Raw genomic sequence first — 16978 nt, 5'->3', positions numbered from 1 at the left:
GTGGCAGTCCGGACCGTTGTCGCCGCGCCCCGGGTCGGCAGGCCGGGGCCGCTGGTCACGGGCGTCGCGCTGCTGCTGGTGGCGGCGACGTTCGTGCCGCTCGGATACATCGTTTCGACGGTCTTCTCCACCGGCCTCGAGCAGGCGAAGGAGCTGGTGTTCCGGCCCAGAGTCGGTGAGCTGCTGGAGAACACGGCCGCGCTGGTGGTGTGCACCGTGCCGATCTGCGTTGCGCTCGGTATCGGGCTCGCCTGGGTGGTCGAACGCACCGACGTGCCGGGGAAATCCTGGTGGGGGCCGGTTTTCGCGGCGCCGCTCGCGGTTCCGGCGTTCGTCAACAGCTATGCCTGGGTGAGCGTCTTTCCGGCCATGCACGGTCTGTGGGCGGGCGTGGTGATCTCCACGATGTCCTACTTCCCGCTGGTCTATCTGCCCGCGGCGGCCACACTGCGCCGCCTGGATCCCGCGGTGGAGGAGTCGGCGCGGGCGCTGGGCTCGGGCCCGGTCGCGGTGTTCGCGCGGATCGTGCTACCGCAGCTGCGCTTGGCGATCCTCGGTGGCGGGCTGCTCATCGGGCTGCATCTGCTCGCCGAGTACGGCGCCTTCGTGATGGTCCGGTTCGACACGTTCACCACGGCCATCTTCGAGCAGTACCAGTCCAGCTTCGCCGGTCCGGCCGGCAGCATGCTCGCCGGTGTGCTGGTGCTGTGCTGCCTGGCGCTGCTCGGGGCCGAGGCGGGGCTGCGCGGGCGGGCGCGCTACGCGCGGATCGGCAGCGGGGCGCCGCGCGCCGCGACCAGGACCCGGTTGGGCGTCGGCACGTTGCCGGTGCTGGCGGCGCTCGTCGCGGTGACGGTGGGTGCGCTGGGCGTGCCGCTGTGGACCATCGGGCGCTGGTTGCGCATCGGCGGCGCGGCGGTGTGGGATCTCACCGATATCGGCAACGCGCTCGGGCAGACGATCGGACTCGCGTCGGTCGCCGCACTGCTCACCACGCTGTGCGCGTTCCCGGTCGCGTGGATCGCGGTGCGTTCCACCTCCGCGTTCGCGCGACTGGTCGAGGGCGCCAACTACATCACCAGTTCGCTGCCCGGCATCGTGATCGCGCTGGCCATGGTGACCGTGACCATCCGGTGGGCGCCCGCGCTCTACCAGACGGCGGGCATGGTGATCGCCGCCTATCTCCTGCTGTTCCTGCCCCGCGCCCTGGTCAGCGTGCGGGCCGGGCTCGCTCAGGTGCCGGTCGGCTTGGAGGAGGCGTCCCGGTCACTGGGCAAATCGGGGCCCGCGACGTTCTTCCTGGTCACGCTGCGTCTCGCGGCGCCTGCCGCGGCTGCCGCCGCCGCACTGGTGTTCGTCGCCGTGGCGACCGAGCTGACCGCGACGCTGCTGCTGGCGCCCAACGGAACCCGCACGCTGGCGATGCGGTTCTGGAGCCTGTCGGGCGAATTGGACTACGCGGGCGCCGCGCCGTACGCCCTGATCATGATCGTCGCCGCGGTGCCGGTGACGTACCTGCTGTTCACCAACTCGCGGAAGGCGGCCGGGATATGAGTCGCGTTGTCGTCGCAGATGTCTCGAAGACCTTCGGCCACACCCGGGTGCTCGGCGGGATCACTCTCGACGTGCCGGATCACACCGCGACCGCGGTGGTCGGGTCGTCCGGGTGCGGCAAGACCACCCTGCTGCGCGTGATCGCCGGATTCGAGTCGCCGGATGAGGGTTCGGTGTCGATCGGAACGGAAACCGTTGTCGGTGAACGGGTAACGGTACCGCCGCAGCGCCGCAACATCGGTTACGTCGCCCAGGACGGTGCGCTTTTCCCGCATCTGACCGTCGGCCAGAACATCGCCTACGGGCTGCCCGGCCTGCGCCGCAACAGCCGCGGGCGCGTCCGCGAACTGCTGGAGATGGTGTCGCTGGACGCGTCCTATGCCGACCGGCGACCGCATCAGCTCTCGGGCGGTCAGCAGCAGCGCGTCGCCCTGGCCCGCGCGCTGGCGCGCAAGCCGTCGGTGATGCTGTTGGACGAGCCGTTCAGCGCGCTGGACGCGGGCCTGCGCGCCACGACCAGGCAGGCGGTGGCCGACACGCTGCGCGAGGCGGGCATGACCAGCATTCTGGTGACGCACGATCAGGAGGAAGCACTCAGTTTCGCCGAGCAGGTCGCGGTGATGCGGGAAGGCCGCTTCACCCAGGTCGGAACGCCGGAGGAGGTCTACGCGACGCCGAAGGACCTGTTCACCGCCCGGTTCCTCGGCGATTGCGTGCTGTTGGACGCGGTGGTCGAGGCCGACGTGGCCAAGTGCGCGCTGGGCCGGATCCCGGTGCAGCGCGATGCCGCGTGCGGGCCGTCGACGATCATGCTGCGACCGGAACAGCTTGTCGCCCATGTCGCTTCGGAGAACGAGGCGGAGGCAGGCCGAGTGCGCGCCGTCGACTTCCGCGGCGCCGACGTCATCCTGACGATCGAACTGGACGGTTCCGGCACTCCCATTCTCGTACGCCGGGCCAGCGTCGCGGCCCCCGTCACCGGGCAGCGGGTTCGCCTGGAAGTGATCGGATCGGCGGTGGCGTATTCGGAGCCGGACGAAGCCGCTTGAAGCGGGCGCTCGGATTCGTCACGACCACGCGCCGCTTCCTGGATGCGCCTCGGTGCTCGGCAGTGGCGTGACCGAGCACCGAGGACGTTTGGAGCGAGCGGCGGGAATTGAACCCGCGTAAACGGCTTTGCAGACCGTTGCCTAAACCACTCAGCCACGCCCGCCTCGCCCTAGATAGTGCCCGTGGGCGACGGCCCGGCCCACCATTGCGCTCACGGTGATCCGAAGCCTGGCCGGATGCCACCGCCCTCCTGTGGTGGCATGGAATGATCGGAACATGTCTCGGCCACGCCCGCTTCCGAACGATCCGATCGAGGAAGCCCACCGCCAGTGGGTCGGCCACGGCTGGGGGGATGTCGCCGACGGCATGGCCGCGGTGACGTCGCTGGTTCGGGCTCAGCAAATCGTGATGGCACGGGTGGACGAGGCGCTGAAACCGACGGGATTGACCTTCTCTCGCTACGAGTTGCTCCGGCTGCTCAGTTTCAGCAAAACCGGCGCGCTGCCGATGGCGAAGGCCAGCGCTCGCTTGCAGGTGCACCCCACCAGCGTCACCAACACCGTCGACCGGCTGGAGGCGGCGAAGCTCGTCGAGCGGGTACCGCATCCCAGCGACAGGCGCGCTACCTTGATCGAAATCACCGACGCCGGACGCGAATTGGTGGCGAAGGCGACCGAGGAACTCAACGCGAAAGTCTTCGCGCTCCCCGGACTCCCTCCGGAACGACTGCACACTCTCCTGCAACTGCTCGCCGAATTCCGACATGCCGCGGGCGACTTCGAGACCGCGGAGGGAACGGCGCGCTGGTCGGCTACGGCCACAGACTGATTCGACGTACCGGTCGGTCGCATACCGCTGCCGACCGACCGAGGGATGACATTCCGGCATCCAACCGGCGAATTACCGGGCATGCCGTCTTGGCAGCGGAACGGAAAAGGTCCACCATGGAGATCATGGTGCTGGTCTTGGGTGTATCGGCGGGCGCTGGCGGCGCTCACGCGATGCTGACACACTCCGATCAGCCACACCTACCCCCGATCGATAGCTGCGAAGTGCCGCGGCGGGCGGGCGGCGGCGTCGAGGAATCGGTCCTCGAGGCGATCCGCCGCATAAACGGCGCCGCCGACCGGCGCGACGAGCTGATCTCGGGCACGGCGGTGACGTGCCGCTGTCCGCTGCACGCCGACGCCATCCGCGCAGGCGTCGGCGGCCGTGACGTGACCATCGTCGACGAACCGCTCGCCCAGCTGCGCTACCTGCGCTTCACCGGGCAACTGCCGGACAGCGGCACGGTGATCCTCTACGACCTGGGCAGCTCGGGACTGACCATCACCCACGCCGATTGCCGCACCGACACGATTCTGTCCAGCAAACGCAGCACGGTGCTCGGCGGCGACGGCTACGACGCGCTGTTGCGCTGGCGCCTGGCCCGCGACGGCGTGCTCACCGACACGCCGACCATCCGGCGTCATCGCGAGGAACTGAGCGAGGCAAGGGTGGTCACCGCGATCGACGACGGCACCGGCGACCGGGCCGTTCTCACCCGCAGCGACCTGGCCGAACTGTGCGCGGCGGGCATCCATCACTCGGTGTCGTTCGTGCGGCAGATCATCGACGAGACCGGCGTGCGACCGGAGGCCATGGTGCTGCTCGGCGGTTGCACCCGCAGTCCCAGCATTCGCGCCGAACTGGCCGAACACATCGACCTGCCGATCGTCTACGACCCCGAACCCGACTTCGTCTCCGCGCGCGGCGCCGTGCTGCTCGCCGCGGAACGACGAGGCGGCGACGTCCGGATGGCGCGGCTGCGCGCCGGAGCCACCCTGGTCCCGGCCACCGTCGACCGGCGCAAACTCATCGCGGCGGCGGCGGTCACCATCGCGCTGGGCGCCACCATCGCCGGACTGCTCGCCACGAACGAGGACGCGCCCCCGCCGGAAGGCAACAAGGTGCCCGCGAAGATCGTCGCGCCCCCCACCGGATGACCGCCCGGCCGAGCGATGCGGCCGGGCGGAACCGGTGTCAGCGGTTGGTGAACTTCGCCGGACGCTTCTCGACGAAGGCGCTCATGCCTTCCTTCTGATCCTCGATCGCGAACAGCGAGTGGAAGACTCGCCGTTCGAAGCGCAGCCCCTCGGCGAGCGTGGTCTCGAACGAGCGGTTCACCGCTTCCTTGGCGATCATGGTGACCGGCAGCGACATCCCCGCGATGGTCTCGGCGACCTCGAGGGCGGTGTCGAGCAATTCCGCGGCGGGCACGATACGCGAGACCAATCCCGCCCGCTCGGCCTCCTCCGCGTCCATGTTGCGGCCGGTGAGCACCAGATCCATGGCCTTGGCCTTGCCGATCGCGCGGGTCAGGCGCTGTGAGCCGCCGATGCCGGGGATGACGCCGAGCTTGATCTCCGGCTGCCCGAACTTGGCGGTGTCGGCCGCGAGCAGGATGTCGCAGATCATGGCCAGCTCACAACCGCCGCCCAGCGCGTAGCCCGCCACCGCCGCGATGGTGGGCTTGCGGAACTGCGCCAGCCTGTCCCAGCGGGCGAAGTAGTCGTTCAGGAACATGTCCATGTACGACTTGGGCTGCATCTCCTTGATGTCGGCGCCCGCCGCGAAGGCGCGCTCCGAACCGGTGATCACGATGGCCCCGATCTCGTCGTCGTGCTCGAGCTCGTCGAGCGCGGCGATGACGTCGTCGAGGACCTGCGCGTTCAGCGCGTTCAGCGCCTTCGGTCGGTTCAGCGTGATCCAGCCGACCCGGCCCTTGCGTTCCAGCAGAATCGTCTCGAAGCTCACTCGGCACCCTCTTGGTCGGAACGGTCACGGATATCGGTGACGATAGCCGAGAAGTCCCGTCCGGCATCCGTCTGGTTGAAACGGTCGTAGATCGTGGCGGCGAGCAATCCGAGCTGCCCGTCGACGTTGTTGTCGCGCAACGCGTTCGCGGCCAGGCCCAGGTCCTTCGACATCAGCGCCGTCGCGAAGCCGGGCCGGTAGTCGTTGTTGGCCGGACTGGTCGGCACCGGGCCGGGGACCGGGCAGTAGCTGGTCAGCGCCCAGCTCTGGCCGGAAGCCGTGGAGACCACGTCGAAGAAGGACTGATGGCTCAGGCCCAGCTTCTCGCCAAGCACCAGCGACTCCGACAGCGCGATCATGGACACGCCGAGCAGCAGGTTGTTGCAGATCTTCGCCGCCTGGCCCACGCCGGAGCCGCCGCAGTGCACGACCTTGCCGCCCATCACCTCGAGCACCGGCAGCGCGGCGGCGAAGTCCGCGGCGGCGCCGCCGACCATGAAGGTCAGCGTGCCCGCCGCCGCGCCGCCGACACCACCGGAGACCGGTGCGTCCAGCGCGCGGTGCCCGGCGGCGGTGGCGCGTTCGGCCGCGACCTTGGCATCGGCCACGTCGATGGTGGAGCAGTCGATGAACAGCGTGCCCGGCGCCGCGGCCGGGAGCAGCTCGGCGTACACGTCCAGAACGAGTTTGCCGTTGGGCAGCATGGTGATCACGGTCTCGGCCGCGGCGGCCTCGGTGGCCGAATCCACCACGATCGCGCCGTCGCGCCCGGCCTGCTCCCGCGCCGCGGGCACCGGGTCGAAGGCGAGCACCTCGTAGCCCGCCCGCACCAGGTTGGCCGCCATCGGCGCGCCCATGTGGCCGAGGCCGAGGAAACCGATTCGCTTGCTCATCACGCCACCTCCGGGGTCCGCAGACCCAGCTCTCGATCGCCCAACTCGGCGAAGTACGCGTCCACCTGCGCGTCCGTGACCGCATCGAGGGTCGCGGGCGACCATCGCGGATCACGATCCTTGTCGATCACCTGGGCGCGAATGCCCTCGACCAGATCGTGCGACGACAGCGACGCGATGGACACCCGGTACTCCTCGTTCAGCACCGCCTCCAGACTCGGCGCGGTGCGCGCCGCCCGCAGCGAGCGCAGCGTCACCTCCAGCGCCACCGGGGATTTCGCCAGCATCTCGGTGGCCGCCGCCCGCGCGTCCGGCGCGTCGTGCGCTTGCAGCCGCGCGACGATCTCCTCCACGGAATCGGCTCCGTAGCAGGCGTCGATCCAGTCCTGTCCGGCGGCCAGCGCGGATTCCGGTGCGTCCGTGGCGAATTTGGCGATCGCGATGTCGGCGCTCTCCGTGCGCAGCGTCTCCAGCAGGGCGGGCAGATGCTCGGAGGCGACGAAGTAGTCCGCGAAGCCCGCGGCGATGGCATCGCCCGCGCTCATGCGGGCGGTGGTCAGCGCGACGTGCGTGCCGATCTCGCCCGGCGTCCGCGCGAGCAGGTAGGTGCCGCCGACGTCCGGGACGAACCCGATGCCCACCTCGGGCATGCCGATCTTGGAGCGCTCGGTCACGACGCGGTGGCTGCCGTGGCCCGAGAGCCCGACACCGCCGCCCATCACGATGCCGTCCATGATCACCACGTACGGCTTCGGGTAGCGGCCGATCAAGGCGTTGAGGACGTACTCGTCGCGCCAGAACCGTCCGGTGGCCGAATCTGCCGTATTCGCACCGCTTTTCGCGTCGGCGTGGATGGCGACGATATCGCCGCCCGCGCACAGGCCGCGCTCGCCCGCGCCGGTGACCACGACGGTGCGCACAGCGTCGTCCTCGGCCCACTCGCGCAGCGCGTCGGTGATGGCGAGAGCCATCGAGTGGTTCAGCGCGTTGATGGCCTTGGGCCGGTTCAGCGTGATCAGGCCGAGCCCGTCGCGCTGTTCGAGCAATACTTCCGGTTCGCTCATGCTCTGTCCTTTCCGGCATGCGCGGGTCTTTGCGTGGTCACGCCGCGCTGCCTCTTCCAGGCCCGGCCGTTCATGCCGCTCCTACCAATGAGCGGGCGACGACCACCCGCATGATTTCGTTGGTGCCCTCGAGGATCTGGTGCACCCGCAGATCCCGGACGATCTTCTCCACGCCGTATTCGGTCAGGTAGCCGTAGCCGCCGTGCAGTTGCAGGGCCTTGTTCGCCACCTCGAAGCCCGCGTCGGTGGCGAAGCGCTTCGCCATGGCGCACAGCTCCACCTTGTCCGGCGCGTCGGCGTCCAGTGCCGCGGCGGCCCGCCACAGCAGCGTGCGGGCGGCCTCCAATTCGATGCGCATATCGGCGAGTTCGAATTGCAGCGCCGGATTCCGCAGCAGCGGCTTGCCGAACGCGTGCCGCTCGGCGAGATACGGCACCGTCTTGTCCAGCGCCGCCTGCGCGCCGCCGACCGAGCACGCGGCGATGTTGAGCCTGCCGCCGTTGAGCCCGTTCATCGCGATGCGGAAGCCGTCGCCCTCCGCGCCGAGGCGGTTGGCCGCGGGGACCCTGGCATCGGAGAAGATCACCTGACGGGTCGGCTGTGCGTTCCAGCCCATCTTCTTCTCGTTGGCTCCGAACGAGATACCGGGAGTGTCGGCGGGCACGATGAACGCCGAGATGCCACGCGCCCCCGCGTCACTCGTCCGCGCCATGACCACGTAGACGTCCGTGGCGCCCGCGCCGGAAATGAACTGCTTGGCGCCGTTGAAGACATAGTCGTCACCGTCGCGCACGGCCCTGGTGCTCAACGCCGCCGCGTCGGAGCCGACCCCCGGCTCGGTGAGCGCGTAGCTGGCCAGCAGTTCCATCGCGGTCAGCCCGGGCAGCCAGCGGTGGCGCTGTTCGTCGTCGCCGTAGCGGTCGATCATCCACGTCGCCATGTTGTGGATGGAGATGTAGGCGGCGATGGCCGGGCAGCCGGTGGCCAGCTGCTCGAAGATGCGCACGGCGTCGAGCCTGCGCAGGCCCGAACCGCCCACGTCCTCGCGCACGTAGATGCCGCCCAAGCCCAGCGGCCCCGCCTTGCGCAGCACATCCACCGGAAAATGCTTCTGCTCGTCCCATTCCAGCGCGTTCGGGGCGAGGAATTCGTCGGCGAAGCCGCGCGCGGTGTCGCGGATCGCCTTCTCGTCGTCGTCGAGTGCGAACATCCGCGTCAGTCCATCGTCGGGATGACGAACGCGTTGCTCTCTTTGAGCCCAGCGGGCCAGCGCTGCGTCACCGTCTTGGTCTTGGTGTAGAAGCGGATCGAGTCCGGCCCGTGCTGGTTCAGGTCGCCGAAGCCCGAACGCTTCCACCCGCCGAAGGTGTAGTAGGCGATCGGCACCGGGATCGGCACGTTGACGCCGACCATGCCGACCTGCACGCGCGCGGCGAAGTCACGGGCGGTGTCGCCGTCCCTGGTGAAGATCGCGACGCCGTTGCCGTACTCGTGCTCGTTGGCCAGCCGCAACCCCTCCTCGTAGTCCTTGGCGCGGACCACGCCGAGCACCGGGCCGAAGATCTCCTCGCGGTAGATCCGCATCTCCGGGGTCACCTTGTCGAACAGCGTCGCGCCGACGAAGTAACCGTTCTCGGCGCCCTCCACGACCAGGCCGCGGCCGTCCACCACCAGTTCGGCGCCCTCATCGATGCCGATCTGGACGTAGTTGTTCACCCGGTTCACGCCGTCCTGACCGACCAGCGGGCCGTAGTCGGCGCCGGGATCGTCGGAGCGGCCGACGTTGAGCTTGTGCACCCGCTCGGTCAGCTTGGCCACCAGGCGGTCGGCGGTCTCCTCGCCGACCGGGACGGCCACCGAGATGGCCATGCAGCGCTCGCCCGCGGAACCGTAGCCCGCGCCGATCAGCTGATCGGCCACGTCGTCGAGGTCCGCGTCCGGCATGACGATCGCGTGGTTCTTCGCGCCGCCGAAGCACTGGGCGCGTTTGCCGTTCGCGGTCGCGGTCTCGTAGATGTACTGCGCGATGGGGGTGGAGCCGACGAATCCGACCGCCTTGATGCGCGGATCGCGCAGCAGCGTGTCGACGGCTTCCTTGTCACCGTTGACCACGTTGAACACACCGGCGGGCAGACCGGCCTCGAGGAACAGCTCCGCTAGTCGCAGCGGCACCGAGGGGTCGCGCTCGGAGGGCTTGAGCACGAACGCGTTGCCGGTGGCCAGCGCGGGACCGGCCTTCCACAGCGGGATCATGGCCGGGAAGTTGAAGGGCGTGATGCCCGCGACGACGCCGAGCGGCTGACGCATCGAGTACACGTCGATGCCGGTGCCCGCGCCCTCGGTGTATTCGCCTTTGAGCAGGTGCGGGATGCCGGTGGCGAACTCGATGACCTCCAGGCCGCGCTGGATGTCGCCCTTCGCGTCGGCGATGGTCTTGCCGTGCTCGGACGACAGCAGGGCGGCCAGCGAGTCCATCTCGTCCTGCACCAGGGTCAGGAACTTCATCAGCACACGCGCCCGCTTCTGCGGGTTGAACGCGGCCCATTGCGGCTGCGCCGCCTCGGCGTTCGCGATGGCCGCCTCGACCTCGGACATGCTCGCCAGCGGCACCCGCGCCTGCACCTGGCCGAGGTTGGGATCGAAGACATCGCCGAAATTGCCGGACGTGCCCGGCACATGCTGTCCGCCGATGAAATGGGTGAGTTCGCGAACCATGCCAGTCCTGTTCTCGTAGCGATCGGGACACCGCGGAGCGGTATGCGGTCATCCTATAGTTGGACGTCCAAGTATTGGCAGGACGTCGGGGGCGATGTGATTCATCCCACGTGTCCACGGACGACCGCGCGGATGGCCTACGCCTGCGATACCGGAACCGCCGGGTCGGCTTCCTTCTCCCGCCGTGGCCGCGCCAACCGGAACGCGCCCACCGCGAGCGTGATCGCGCCGATCGCCACGACCACCGCCGCGGCGCCGAGCGAGTCACCGATCCATTCCGAGACCGCCTCCCCCGCCGCAACCGCGATGGCCACACCGCCCCCGATGACGAGCACGGCCGAGCGCTGGGTCGCATACAACGCGAAGCAGACCACCGCGATCACCGCGGTGATCGCGTAGGCCCAGGTACGACCGTCGATATCGAGACTCTGCGCGGCCGCGACGGAGGTGACGATCGCGATCAGGTATCCGACCCGCATATCGACCAGGGCGCCGATCCTGGTCAGCGCGAACCACCCCGCACCGAGCAGCAACACCGCCACGCAGGCCCACGTGTCGTCGAGACCGAACACTTCGGTCAGCATCCCCGCGACGGCCGCGGGCACGAAGCAGGCGCAGACGAGCATGCCGAGGACGGAGGGCAGCGCGAGATAACCGAGTACCGCGACCACCGCCCCCGCCACGCATGCGAAAACCCAAGCGGCGTCGGCCGCGTCGAGCGCGGTGCCGACGGACCCGGCCAGCGCGACGGAGCCCAGCGCGAACAGCACGGCCGCCAACCTGTCGCGGGCGTTCAGCGCGCTCCGGCGGCCGGACGGCACCCCCGCGAGCACTACTCCGCCGAGCAGCAGGCCGGCCGCCACGACGGCGAGCACGCCGACCCGGACCGGCCGGTCGAGCGCGTCCCAGGACGACGCTGCCACCAGGGCGATCCCGCCGAACACCAGACCGGCGCCGACGTACGCGGCGATCTCGGCGAGCACCTTCCCGCGCGCGGTCGCCGCGGCCCGCTCGACGGCCAGCGCCGCGAGCACCGCGTCGGCCTGGTCGCGAGTCAGCACGCCGTCGGCGACCAGCCGTCCGATCGCGGCTTCCGCTTTGCCGTCGCTCACCATGCGCCCAGTATGTCCGAGTCCGCCGCCATGACAACACGATCGGCCACGCGAACCGGTCGGCCCGGGGCCCTTCGTTCGAGGAAACCGAGCGCGCACGACCCGCCGCAATCGGCTAGCGGTGTGATCACAGTCACCGTAGAATTAGTTTGACGTCCTAGTATCGGGCGACAATGGAATCCCCGGAGGAATCCCAGTGGCCGACAGCAGCGCGCTCTACACGCCCACCCATCCCGTTCGCTTCGTCACCTCGGCGGCCCTGTTCGACGGGCACGACGCGGCGATCAACATCATGCGCCGCATCCTGCAGAGCCAGGGGGCGGAGGTGATCCATCTCGGTCACAACCGCTCGGTCAGCGAGGTGGTCGACGCCGTGCTCACCGAAGACGCCCAAGGCGTCGCGGTCAGCTCCTATCAGGGCGGCCACGTCGAGTACTTCGAATATCTCGCGGACGCCCTGCGGAAAGCCGGAGCCGAGCACGTGCGGATCTTCGGCGGTGGCGGTGGCGTGATCGTGGCGGAGGAGATCGCCCGACTGGCCGCGTCCGGCGTGACCATCTTCTCCCCCGAGGACGGACAGCGACTCGGACTGCCCGGCATGATCAATCAGCTCATCCGCGCCTGCGACGTCGACCTCGCGGCCGAGCCGCCGGTGCTCGACGCGGTGCTCGCGGGCGAGCGCGCCGCCCTGGCGCGCGTCATCACCTGTCTGCAAGCGGACGCGCTGCCGGAGGCCGACCGGCGGAAGCTGGCCGAGACCGCGGCGGCGCGAACCGTGCCGGTGCTCGGCACCACCGGCACGGGCGGCTCCGGAAAGTCCTCGCTCACCGACGAATTGGTGCGCAGGCTGCGCTCGGACCAGCAGGACAAGCTGCGGGTCGCGATCCTCGCGGTCGACCCGACCCGGCGGCGCGGGGGCGGCGCGCTGCTCGGCGACCGCATCCGCATGAACGCCCTCGACGGCGAACACGTCTTCTTCCGGTCGCTGGCCACCCGCGGCGGACACGAACTGCCCGACAACATCGATCTCATCGTGGCCGCCTGCAAGGCAGCGGGATACGACCTGGTCATCCTCGAAACACCGGGCATCGGCCAGGGCGACGCCGCGGTGATCGACCACGTCGACGTGTCGATGTACGTGATGACGCCCGAGTTCGGCGCCGCCTCCCAGCTGGAGAAGATCGACATGCTGGACTACGCGGACGTGGTGGCGATCAACAAGTTCGAGCGCCGCGGCGCCGCGGACGCGCTGCGGGACGTGGCCAGGCAGCTGATCCGCAACCGGGAGGAGTTCCACGCCGCGCCGCAGGACATGCCGGTCTTCGGCACCAGCGCGGCGACGTTCAACGACGACGGGGTGACGGCGCTCTACCAGCACCTGACCGGACTGCTCGCGAACCACGGCCTGCGGCTGGAGCCCGGCGCGCTGCCCCGGGTGGACACCCGCGCGTCCACCAGGTTCGCCCAGCTCATCCCGCCCGCACGGGTGCGCTACCTGGCCGAGATCGCCGAGACCGTGCGCGACTACCACGCCGAGACCGCCGCGCAGGTCGTCGCCGCGCAACGGCTGCAACGGCTCGAGCAGGTGGCGCTCGAACTGCCGGCCGACACCGCCGTGGCCGAACTGACCGAACGCGCCCGCGCCGACCTCACCCCCGCGAACGCTGCACTGCTGGCCGAGTGGCCCGCCCTCGCCGAGTCCTACCGCGGGGAAGAACAGGTGGTCCGGGTGCGGGACCGGGAGATACACACTCCGCTGCGCCGGGAGACCCTGTCGGGCAACTCGATTCCGCGCGTCGCCCTGCCCCGCTTCACCGATCACGGTGAGCTGCTGCGTTTCCTGCGCGCCGAGCATCTGCCGGGGCGCTTCCCCTTCACCGCCGGAGTGTTCCCGTTCAAACGCGACAACGAGGACCCGGCCAGGATGTTCGCGGGTGAGGGCGACCCGTTCCGCACCAACCGCCGGTTCAAGGTGCTCAGCGAGCACTCCGACGCGAAAAGGCTGTCCACGGCGTTCGATTCGGTCACCCTCTACGGGCACGATCCCGCCGAGCGGCCCGATATCTACGGCAAGGTCGGCACGTCCGGCGTGTCGATCGCCTCGCTCGACGACATGGAAGTGCTCTACGACGGCTTCGACCTGACCGCGCCGACCACCTCGGTCTCGATGACGATCAACGGTCCGGCGCCGACCATCCTGGCCTACTTCCTCAACACCGCGATCGATCAGGCGCTGGAACGCTTCACCGCGGAGCAGGGACGGCCGCCGACCGACGCCGAAGCGGCCGACCTGCGGGCCCGCACGCTGGCCACGGTGCGCGGCACGGTACAGGCCGACATCCTCAAGGAGGACCAAGGCCAGAACACCTGCATCTTCTCCACCGAATTCAGCCTGCGCATGATGGCCGACATCCAGGAATGGTTCGTGCGCAACGGCGTGCGCAATTTCTACTCGGTGTCGATCTCCGGCTACCACATCGCCGAGGCGGGCGCGAACCCGATCAGCCAGCTGGCCTTCACCCTGGCGAACGGATTCACCTATGTGGAGGCGTATCTCGCGCGCGGCATGCACATCGATGACTTCGCGCCGAACCTGTCCTTCTTCTTCTCCAACGGGATGGATCCGGAGTATTCGGTGATCGGCCGGGTGGCCCGCCGCATCTGGGCCGTGGCCATGCGGGACCGCTACGGCGCCAACGAGCGGTCGCAGAAGCTGAAGTACCACATCCAGACCTCCGGCCGGTCGCTGCACGCGCAGGAGATGAACTTCAACGACATCCGCACCACGTTGCAGGCGCTGATCGCGATCTACGACAACTGCAACAGCCTGCACACCAACGCCTACGACGAGGCGGTCACCACCCCGACGGAGGAATCGGTGCGGCGCGCGCTGGCCATCCAGCTGATCATCAACCGGGAGTGGGGCGTCGCGATGAACGAGAACCCGCTACAGGGCAGCTTCCTCATCGATGAGCTCACCGATCTGGTCGAGGAGGCGGTGCTGACCGAGTTCGAGCGGATCAGCGAACGCGGCGGCGTGCTCGGCGCGATGGAGACCGGCTACCAGCGCGGCAAGATCCAGGACGAGTCGATGCGCTACGAACAGCGCAAGCACGACGGGTCGCTGCCCATCATCGGGGTGAACACCTTCCGCAACTCCCACGAGGAGCCGCACCGGGAGCTGGAACTGGCGCGCGGCACCGAAGCGGAGAAGCAGTCGCAGCTACGCCGGGTGCGCGAGTTCCAGCAGCGCAACCGGGACGCCGCCCATGCCGCGCTCGCCCGGCTCGAAGCGGTCGCCCGCACCGACGACAATATTTTCGAGGTGCTGATGGACGCCGCCCGCGTGTGCACGTTGCAGCAGATCACCGACACGTTCTTCACCGTCGGAGGTCAGTACCGCCGCAACGTGTGAGTCTTTTGCGCGCCGTGTTGAGCCGGTCGCTCGCGCGGGTTTCGAGCAGCCGGTATGCCCGGGTGGCCCGGTTCGCGCTCGCGGACCGGGTTCGCCCGCGAATCCGGCGGAACCCGCCGTGCCGACTCGGCGGGCGCGGATTCCGAACTCACCGCGCGCCGGACATGTGACAATCGCCGAGCAAACCTTCGGCGCGGTTGGGGACGGCAGACATGGACCTCTCGGGAATCCGGATCATCGACGCACACATCCACCAGTGGGATCCGTTCGGCACACCCCGGGATTTCAGCGCCCTGGCGAAGCTGTTCCGGCTGTTGCCGGTCCCGGTGGACGCCGCGAAGCGCCTCGCGCCGCGCCGGGACCGGGAATTCGTCGGTGACCCGGTCGCCTACCTGCGGCCCTACCTTCCGTTCGACTACCGCGCCGACGCCGGGAACGCGCCGGTGGAGGTGGTCGCGCACATCGAAGTCGAATGGTCGCAACCGGGACCGCTCGGGAAAGCCGGGGAGACCGCCTGGGTGGCCGGGCTGCCGCTGGAAGCGGCGCCACGGCTCGGCGCGATCCTCGCGGGCGGCGATCCGGCCGACCCCCGGTTCGGGGAGCTCCTCGACGCGCACGCGGCCGCCTCGCCGCTACTGCGCGGTATCCGCACCATGGTCGCCCACCATCCCGATCCCGGTGTGCGGTCGTTCACCGACGCGCCCGGCAAGCTCGCGACCAAGGAATTCCTGGACGGCTTCGCGCGGCTGGCCGAGCGCGGCCTGTCGTTCGAAGCCTGGGTGTACTCGCATGCCATCCCCGACGTCACCGCGCTGGCCGAACGCTATCCCGAAGTGCCGATCGTGCTGAACCACCTCGGCACGCCCGCGGGGATCTTCGGGGCGGTGGGCAAGCACACCGGCACCAATCCCGGGCTGCGCAGGCAGTTGCTGGTGCGGTGGCGCGACGATCTCGCCGCACTGGCCGCGCGCCCGAATGTGGTCGCGAAGGTGAGCGGGCTGATGATGCCGATCCTCGGCCACCCGATCCCGCCGCGCGGCACGCCGACGCCGGTGCCGCAGCTGCTCGACCGGATCGGTCCGCTGGTCGAACACGCCTTGGACGTCTTCGGCGCGGACCGTCTCATCTGGGGGTCGAACTTCCCGGTGGACAAGCCGGTCACCAGCATCGCGAACAGCATCGAGGCGATCGCGACCGCCGTCACCGGCCACGGCGGCGGTCCGACCGAACTCGAGCGGGTCTTCCGGACCACCGCGCAGCGGGTGTACCGGATCGCCGACTGAGCCGGTTGTCGGTGCCCGCGGCGCCGACCGCACGAACGAATCCTGCGTGATCGTGCCCGCCAGCGCCACCGGTGACCTCGCGGGCATCACGGGCACGGACGGACCGCACGTGGACGCCGACGGCACGCACCACATCTGGTTCGACTACGAATTGGGTTGCGCCGCCCGAGCCAGTTGCGCGGAGAGGGTATCGCGGGCGGTCGCCAATGACGGCCCGTACCAGGTGAGGGCGCGGCCCTCGACCAGCGCGACCGGGATGTCCGGAAACACTTCTGGCCCATCGGTTTCGGTGAAGACATAGGGTTCGTCGGGAAGCACCGCGAGGTCGACGCCTTCGATCAATTCGGCCGGTGTGACGCGCGGATAGCGGTCGGGGCGATCGGCGTGCACCAGCCGCAGGCCCAAACGGCGAGCGATGTCGCCGGTGAAGGTGTTCCGTCCGACCACCATCCACGGGTCGCGCCAGACCGGGATGACGGCGGCGCGTGTCGGCTCGGGCGATGGTGCGGCCCAAACCGATCGGGCCTCGGTGAGCCAGGCGGGCAGGTCGACGCCGAGCGCCTCCACGCAGAGCCGGGCCAGGGAGCCCATGGCCTCGTCGACGGTCTCTATCTCGGTCACCCACACCGGAATTCCAGCCGCGCGCAGGCGTTCGACGTCGAGGCGGCGGTTCTCCTCCTTGTTGCACAGCACCAGGTCGGGGGCGAGTTCGACGATACGGCGGACATCCGGGTTCTTGGTCCCACGAACGCGCTCGACCGCGAGATCGGCTGGGTGCGTGCACCATTGCGTGGCGGCGACGAGGACTTCCGGACAAGTGTTCGCCACCGCCTCGGTCAGCGACGGAACGAGCGACACCACCCGGCGCGGGGGTGTGCGGAGATCCACCGGAGTACCGAGGTCGTCTCGGGGCGACCCGGCCGCTGGGCTCTTTCCTGCCACGCTGCCAGCCTATAACAGAAGGTTCACGCAGGTCAGCCGCCTTTTCTGGACGAAGCGAGACCAGCCGCGACGATCGGGCCACGCCGGGAGATATGCGGCAAGTGCGGTGCAAGGGCAGCATCCGGGCGTGGCTGGGGCAGTTCCGCGCTGGGTT

Annotated in this window: 13 protein-coding genes and 1 tRNA gene; 6 read left to right on the top strand and 8 right to left on the bottom strand. The window is 69.4% G+C overall.

Features of this window, described 5'->3' with window-relative positions:
• Together ACWEH3_RS20385 and ACWEH3_RS20380 are read left to right on the top strand one after the other, a co-directional pair.
• Positions 1-1554: an ABC transporter permease gene (locus ACWEH3_RS20385; protein ID WP_450016353.1), complete on the top strand. Its 1554-nt coding sequence runs from the start codon at positions 1-3 to the stop codon at positions 1552-1554.
• A complete protein-coding gene (locus ACWEH3_RS20380) occupies positions 1551-2603 on the top strand; it encodes an ABC transporter ATP-binding protein (RefSeq protein WP_450016354.1) in 1053 nt (350 codons plus the stop codon). Before ACWEH3_RS20385 ends, ACWEH3_RS20380 begins: the two co-directional genes overlap by 4 nt.
• A gap of 89 nt (positions 2604-2692) precedes the next feature.
• Here the strand turns inward: ACWEH3_RS20380 and ACWEH3_RS20375 are convergent.
• A tRNA-Cys gene (locus tag ACWEH3_RS20375) sits at positions 2693-2767 on the bottom strand.
• Between the two features lie 113 nt (positions 2768-2880).
• On the opposite strand from ACWEH3_RS20375, the gene ACWEH3_RS20370 reads away from it, so the two are divergent.
• Complete coding sequence (locus tag ACWEH3_RS20370; RefSeq protein ID WP_355073651.1) at positions 2881-3432, top strand: MarR family winged helix-turn-helix transcriptional regulator; 552 nt, start codon at positions 2881-2883, stop codon at positions 3430-3432.
• A 125-nt stretch (positions 3433-3557) separates the two neighbouring features.
• Positions 3558-4589, top strand: a complete 1032-nt coding sequence (locus ACWEH3_RS20365) for an Hsp70 family protein (protein ID WP_450016355.1) — start codon at positions 3558-3560, stop codon at positions 4587-4589.
• 37 nt (positions 4590-4626) lie between these two features.
• Here the strand turns inward: ACWEH3_RS20365 and ACWEH3_RS20360 are convergent, their stop codons facing one another.
• The 6 genes from ACWEH3_RS20360 to ACWEH3_RS20335 all read right to left on the bottom strand — a co-directional run bounded on the left by ACWEH3_RS20360 (position 4627) and on the right by ACWEH3_RS20335 (position 11187).
• Positions 4627-5400, bottom strand: a complete 774-nt coding sequence (locus tag ACWEH3_RS20360) for an enoyl-CoA hydratase (RefSeq protein ID WP_355073647.1) — start codon at positions 5398-5400, stop codon at positions 4627-4629.
• Positions 5397-6293, bottom strand: a complete 897-nt coding sequence (gene mmsB, locus ACWEH3_RS20355; RefSeq protein WP_450016357.1) for a 3-hydroxyisobutyrate dehydrogenase — start codon at positions 6291-6293, stop codon at positions 5397-5399. The genes ACWEH3_RS20360 and mmsB overlap by 4 nt, the downstream gene beginning before the upstream one ends.
• Positions 6293-7357 carry an enoyl-CoA hydratase/isomerase family protein gene (locus tag ACWEH3_RS20350; RefSeq protein WP_450016359.1) on the bottom strand — a complete coding sequence of 355 codons (1065 nt, stop codon included), beginning with the start codon at positions 7355-7357 and terminating at the stop codon, positions 6293-6295. The genes mmsB and ACWEH3_RS20350 overlap by 1 nt, the downstream gene beginning before the upstream one ends.
• Before the next feature lie 70 nt (positions 7358-7427).
• A complete protein-coding gene (locus ACWEH3_RS20345; protein ID WP_450016361.1) occupies positions 7428-8567 on the bottom strand; it encodes an acyl-CoA dehydrogenase family protein in 1140 nt (379 codons plus the stop codon).
• Positions 8568-8572: 5 nt separating this feature from the next.
• Positions 8573-10072: a CoA-acylating methylmalonate-semialdehyde dehydrogenase gene (locus ACWEH3_RS20340; RefSeq protein ID WP_450016363.1), complete on the bottom strand. Its 1500-nt coding sequence runs from the start codon at positions 10070-10072 to the stop codon at positions 8573-8575.
• A gap of 137 nt (positions 10073-10209) precedes the next feature.
• On the bottom strand, positions 10210-11187 hold the full coding sequence (locus tag ACWEH3_RS20335) for a DUF2157 domain-containing protein (protein ID WP_450016365.1): 978 nt from the start codon (positions 11185-11187) through the stop codon (positions 10210-10212).
• A 193-nt stretch (positions 11188-11380) separates the two neighbouring features.
• Between ACWEH3_RS20335 and icmF the strand changes: the two genes are divergently transcribed.
• Together icmF and ACWEH3_RS20325 are read left to right on the top strand one after the other, a co-directional pair.
• Complete coding sequence (icmF, locus tag ACWEH3_RS20330; RefSeq protein ID WP_450016367.1) at positions 11381-14599, top strand: fused isobutyryl-CoA mutase/GTPase IcmF; 3219 nt, start codon at positions 11381-11383, stop codon at positions 14597-14599.
• A 212-nt stretch (positions 14600-14811) separates the two neighbouring features.
• Positions 14812-15882 carry an amidohydrolase family protein gene (locus tag ACWEH3_RS20325; RefSeq protein ID WP_450016369.1) on the top strand — a complete coding sequence of 357 codons (1071 nt, stop codon included), beginning with the start codon at positions 14812-14814 and terminating at the stop codon, positions 15880-15882.
• A gap of 144 nt (positions 15883-16026) precedes the next feature.
• Here ACWEH3_RS20325 and ACWEH3_RS20320 read toward each other — a convergent pair whose 3' ends face one another.
• Positions 16027-16824 (bottom strand): helical backbone metal receptor, encoded by a 798-nt coding sequence (locus ACWEH3_RS20320; protein WP_450016371.1) that lies wholly within the window; start codon positions 16822-16824, stop codon positions 16027-16029.
• Between the last annotated feature and the right edge of the window lie 154 nt (positions 16825-16978).

Source organism: Nocardia sp. NPDC004718, assembly GCF_053601535.1.
The sequence above is the reverse complement of the archived record's forward strand: the minus strand, read 5'-3'. Positions and strand labels throughout refer to the sequence as shown.

Excerpts from the sequence above, each read along its gene's own strand:
- ACWEH3_RS20340 (WP_450016363.1), bottom strand. The coding sequence starts at position 10,072 with ATGGTTCGCGAACTCACCCATTTCATCGGCGGACAGCATGTGCCGGGC.
- ACWEH3_RS20350 (WP_450016359.1), bottom strand. The coding sequence starts at position 7,357 with ATGAGCGAACCGGAAGTATTGCTCGAACAGCGCGACGGGCTCGGCCTG.
- ACWEH3_RS20345 (WP_450016361.1), bottom strand. The coding sequence starts at position 8,567 with ATGTTCGCACTCGACGACGACGAGAAGGCGATCCGCGACACCGCGCGC.
- ACWEH3_RS20380 (WP_450016354.1), top strand. The coding sequence starts at position 1,551 with ATGAGTCGCGTTGTCGTCGCAGATGTCTCGAAGACCTTCGGCCACACC.
- ACWEH3_RS20365 (WP_450016355.1), top strand. The coding sequence starts at position 3,558 with ATGGTGCTGGTCTTGGGTGTATCGGCGGGCGCTGGCGGCGCTCACGCG.
- mmsB (WP_450016357.1), bottom strand. The coding sequence starts at position 6,293 with ATGAGCAAGCGAATCGGTTTCCTCGGCCTCGGCCACATGGGCGCGCCG.
- ACWEH3_RS20370 (WP_355073651.1), top strand. The coding sequence starts at position 2,881 with ATGTCTCGGCCACGCCCGCTTCCGAACGATCCGATCGAGGAAGCCCAC.
- ACWEH3_RS20335 (WP_450016365.1), bottom strand. The coding sequence starts at position 11,187 with ATGGTGAGCGACGGCAAAGCGGAAGCCGCGATCGGACGGCTGGTCGCC.
- ACWEH3_RS20325 (WP_450016369.1), top strand. The coding sequence starts at position 14,812 with ATGGACCTCTCGGGAATCCGGATCATCGACGCACACATCCACCAGTGG.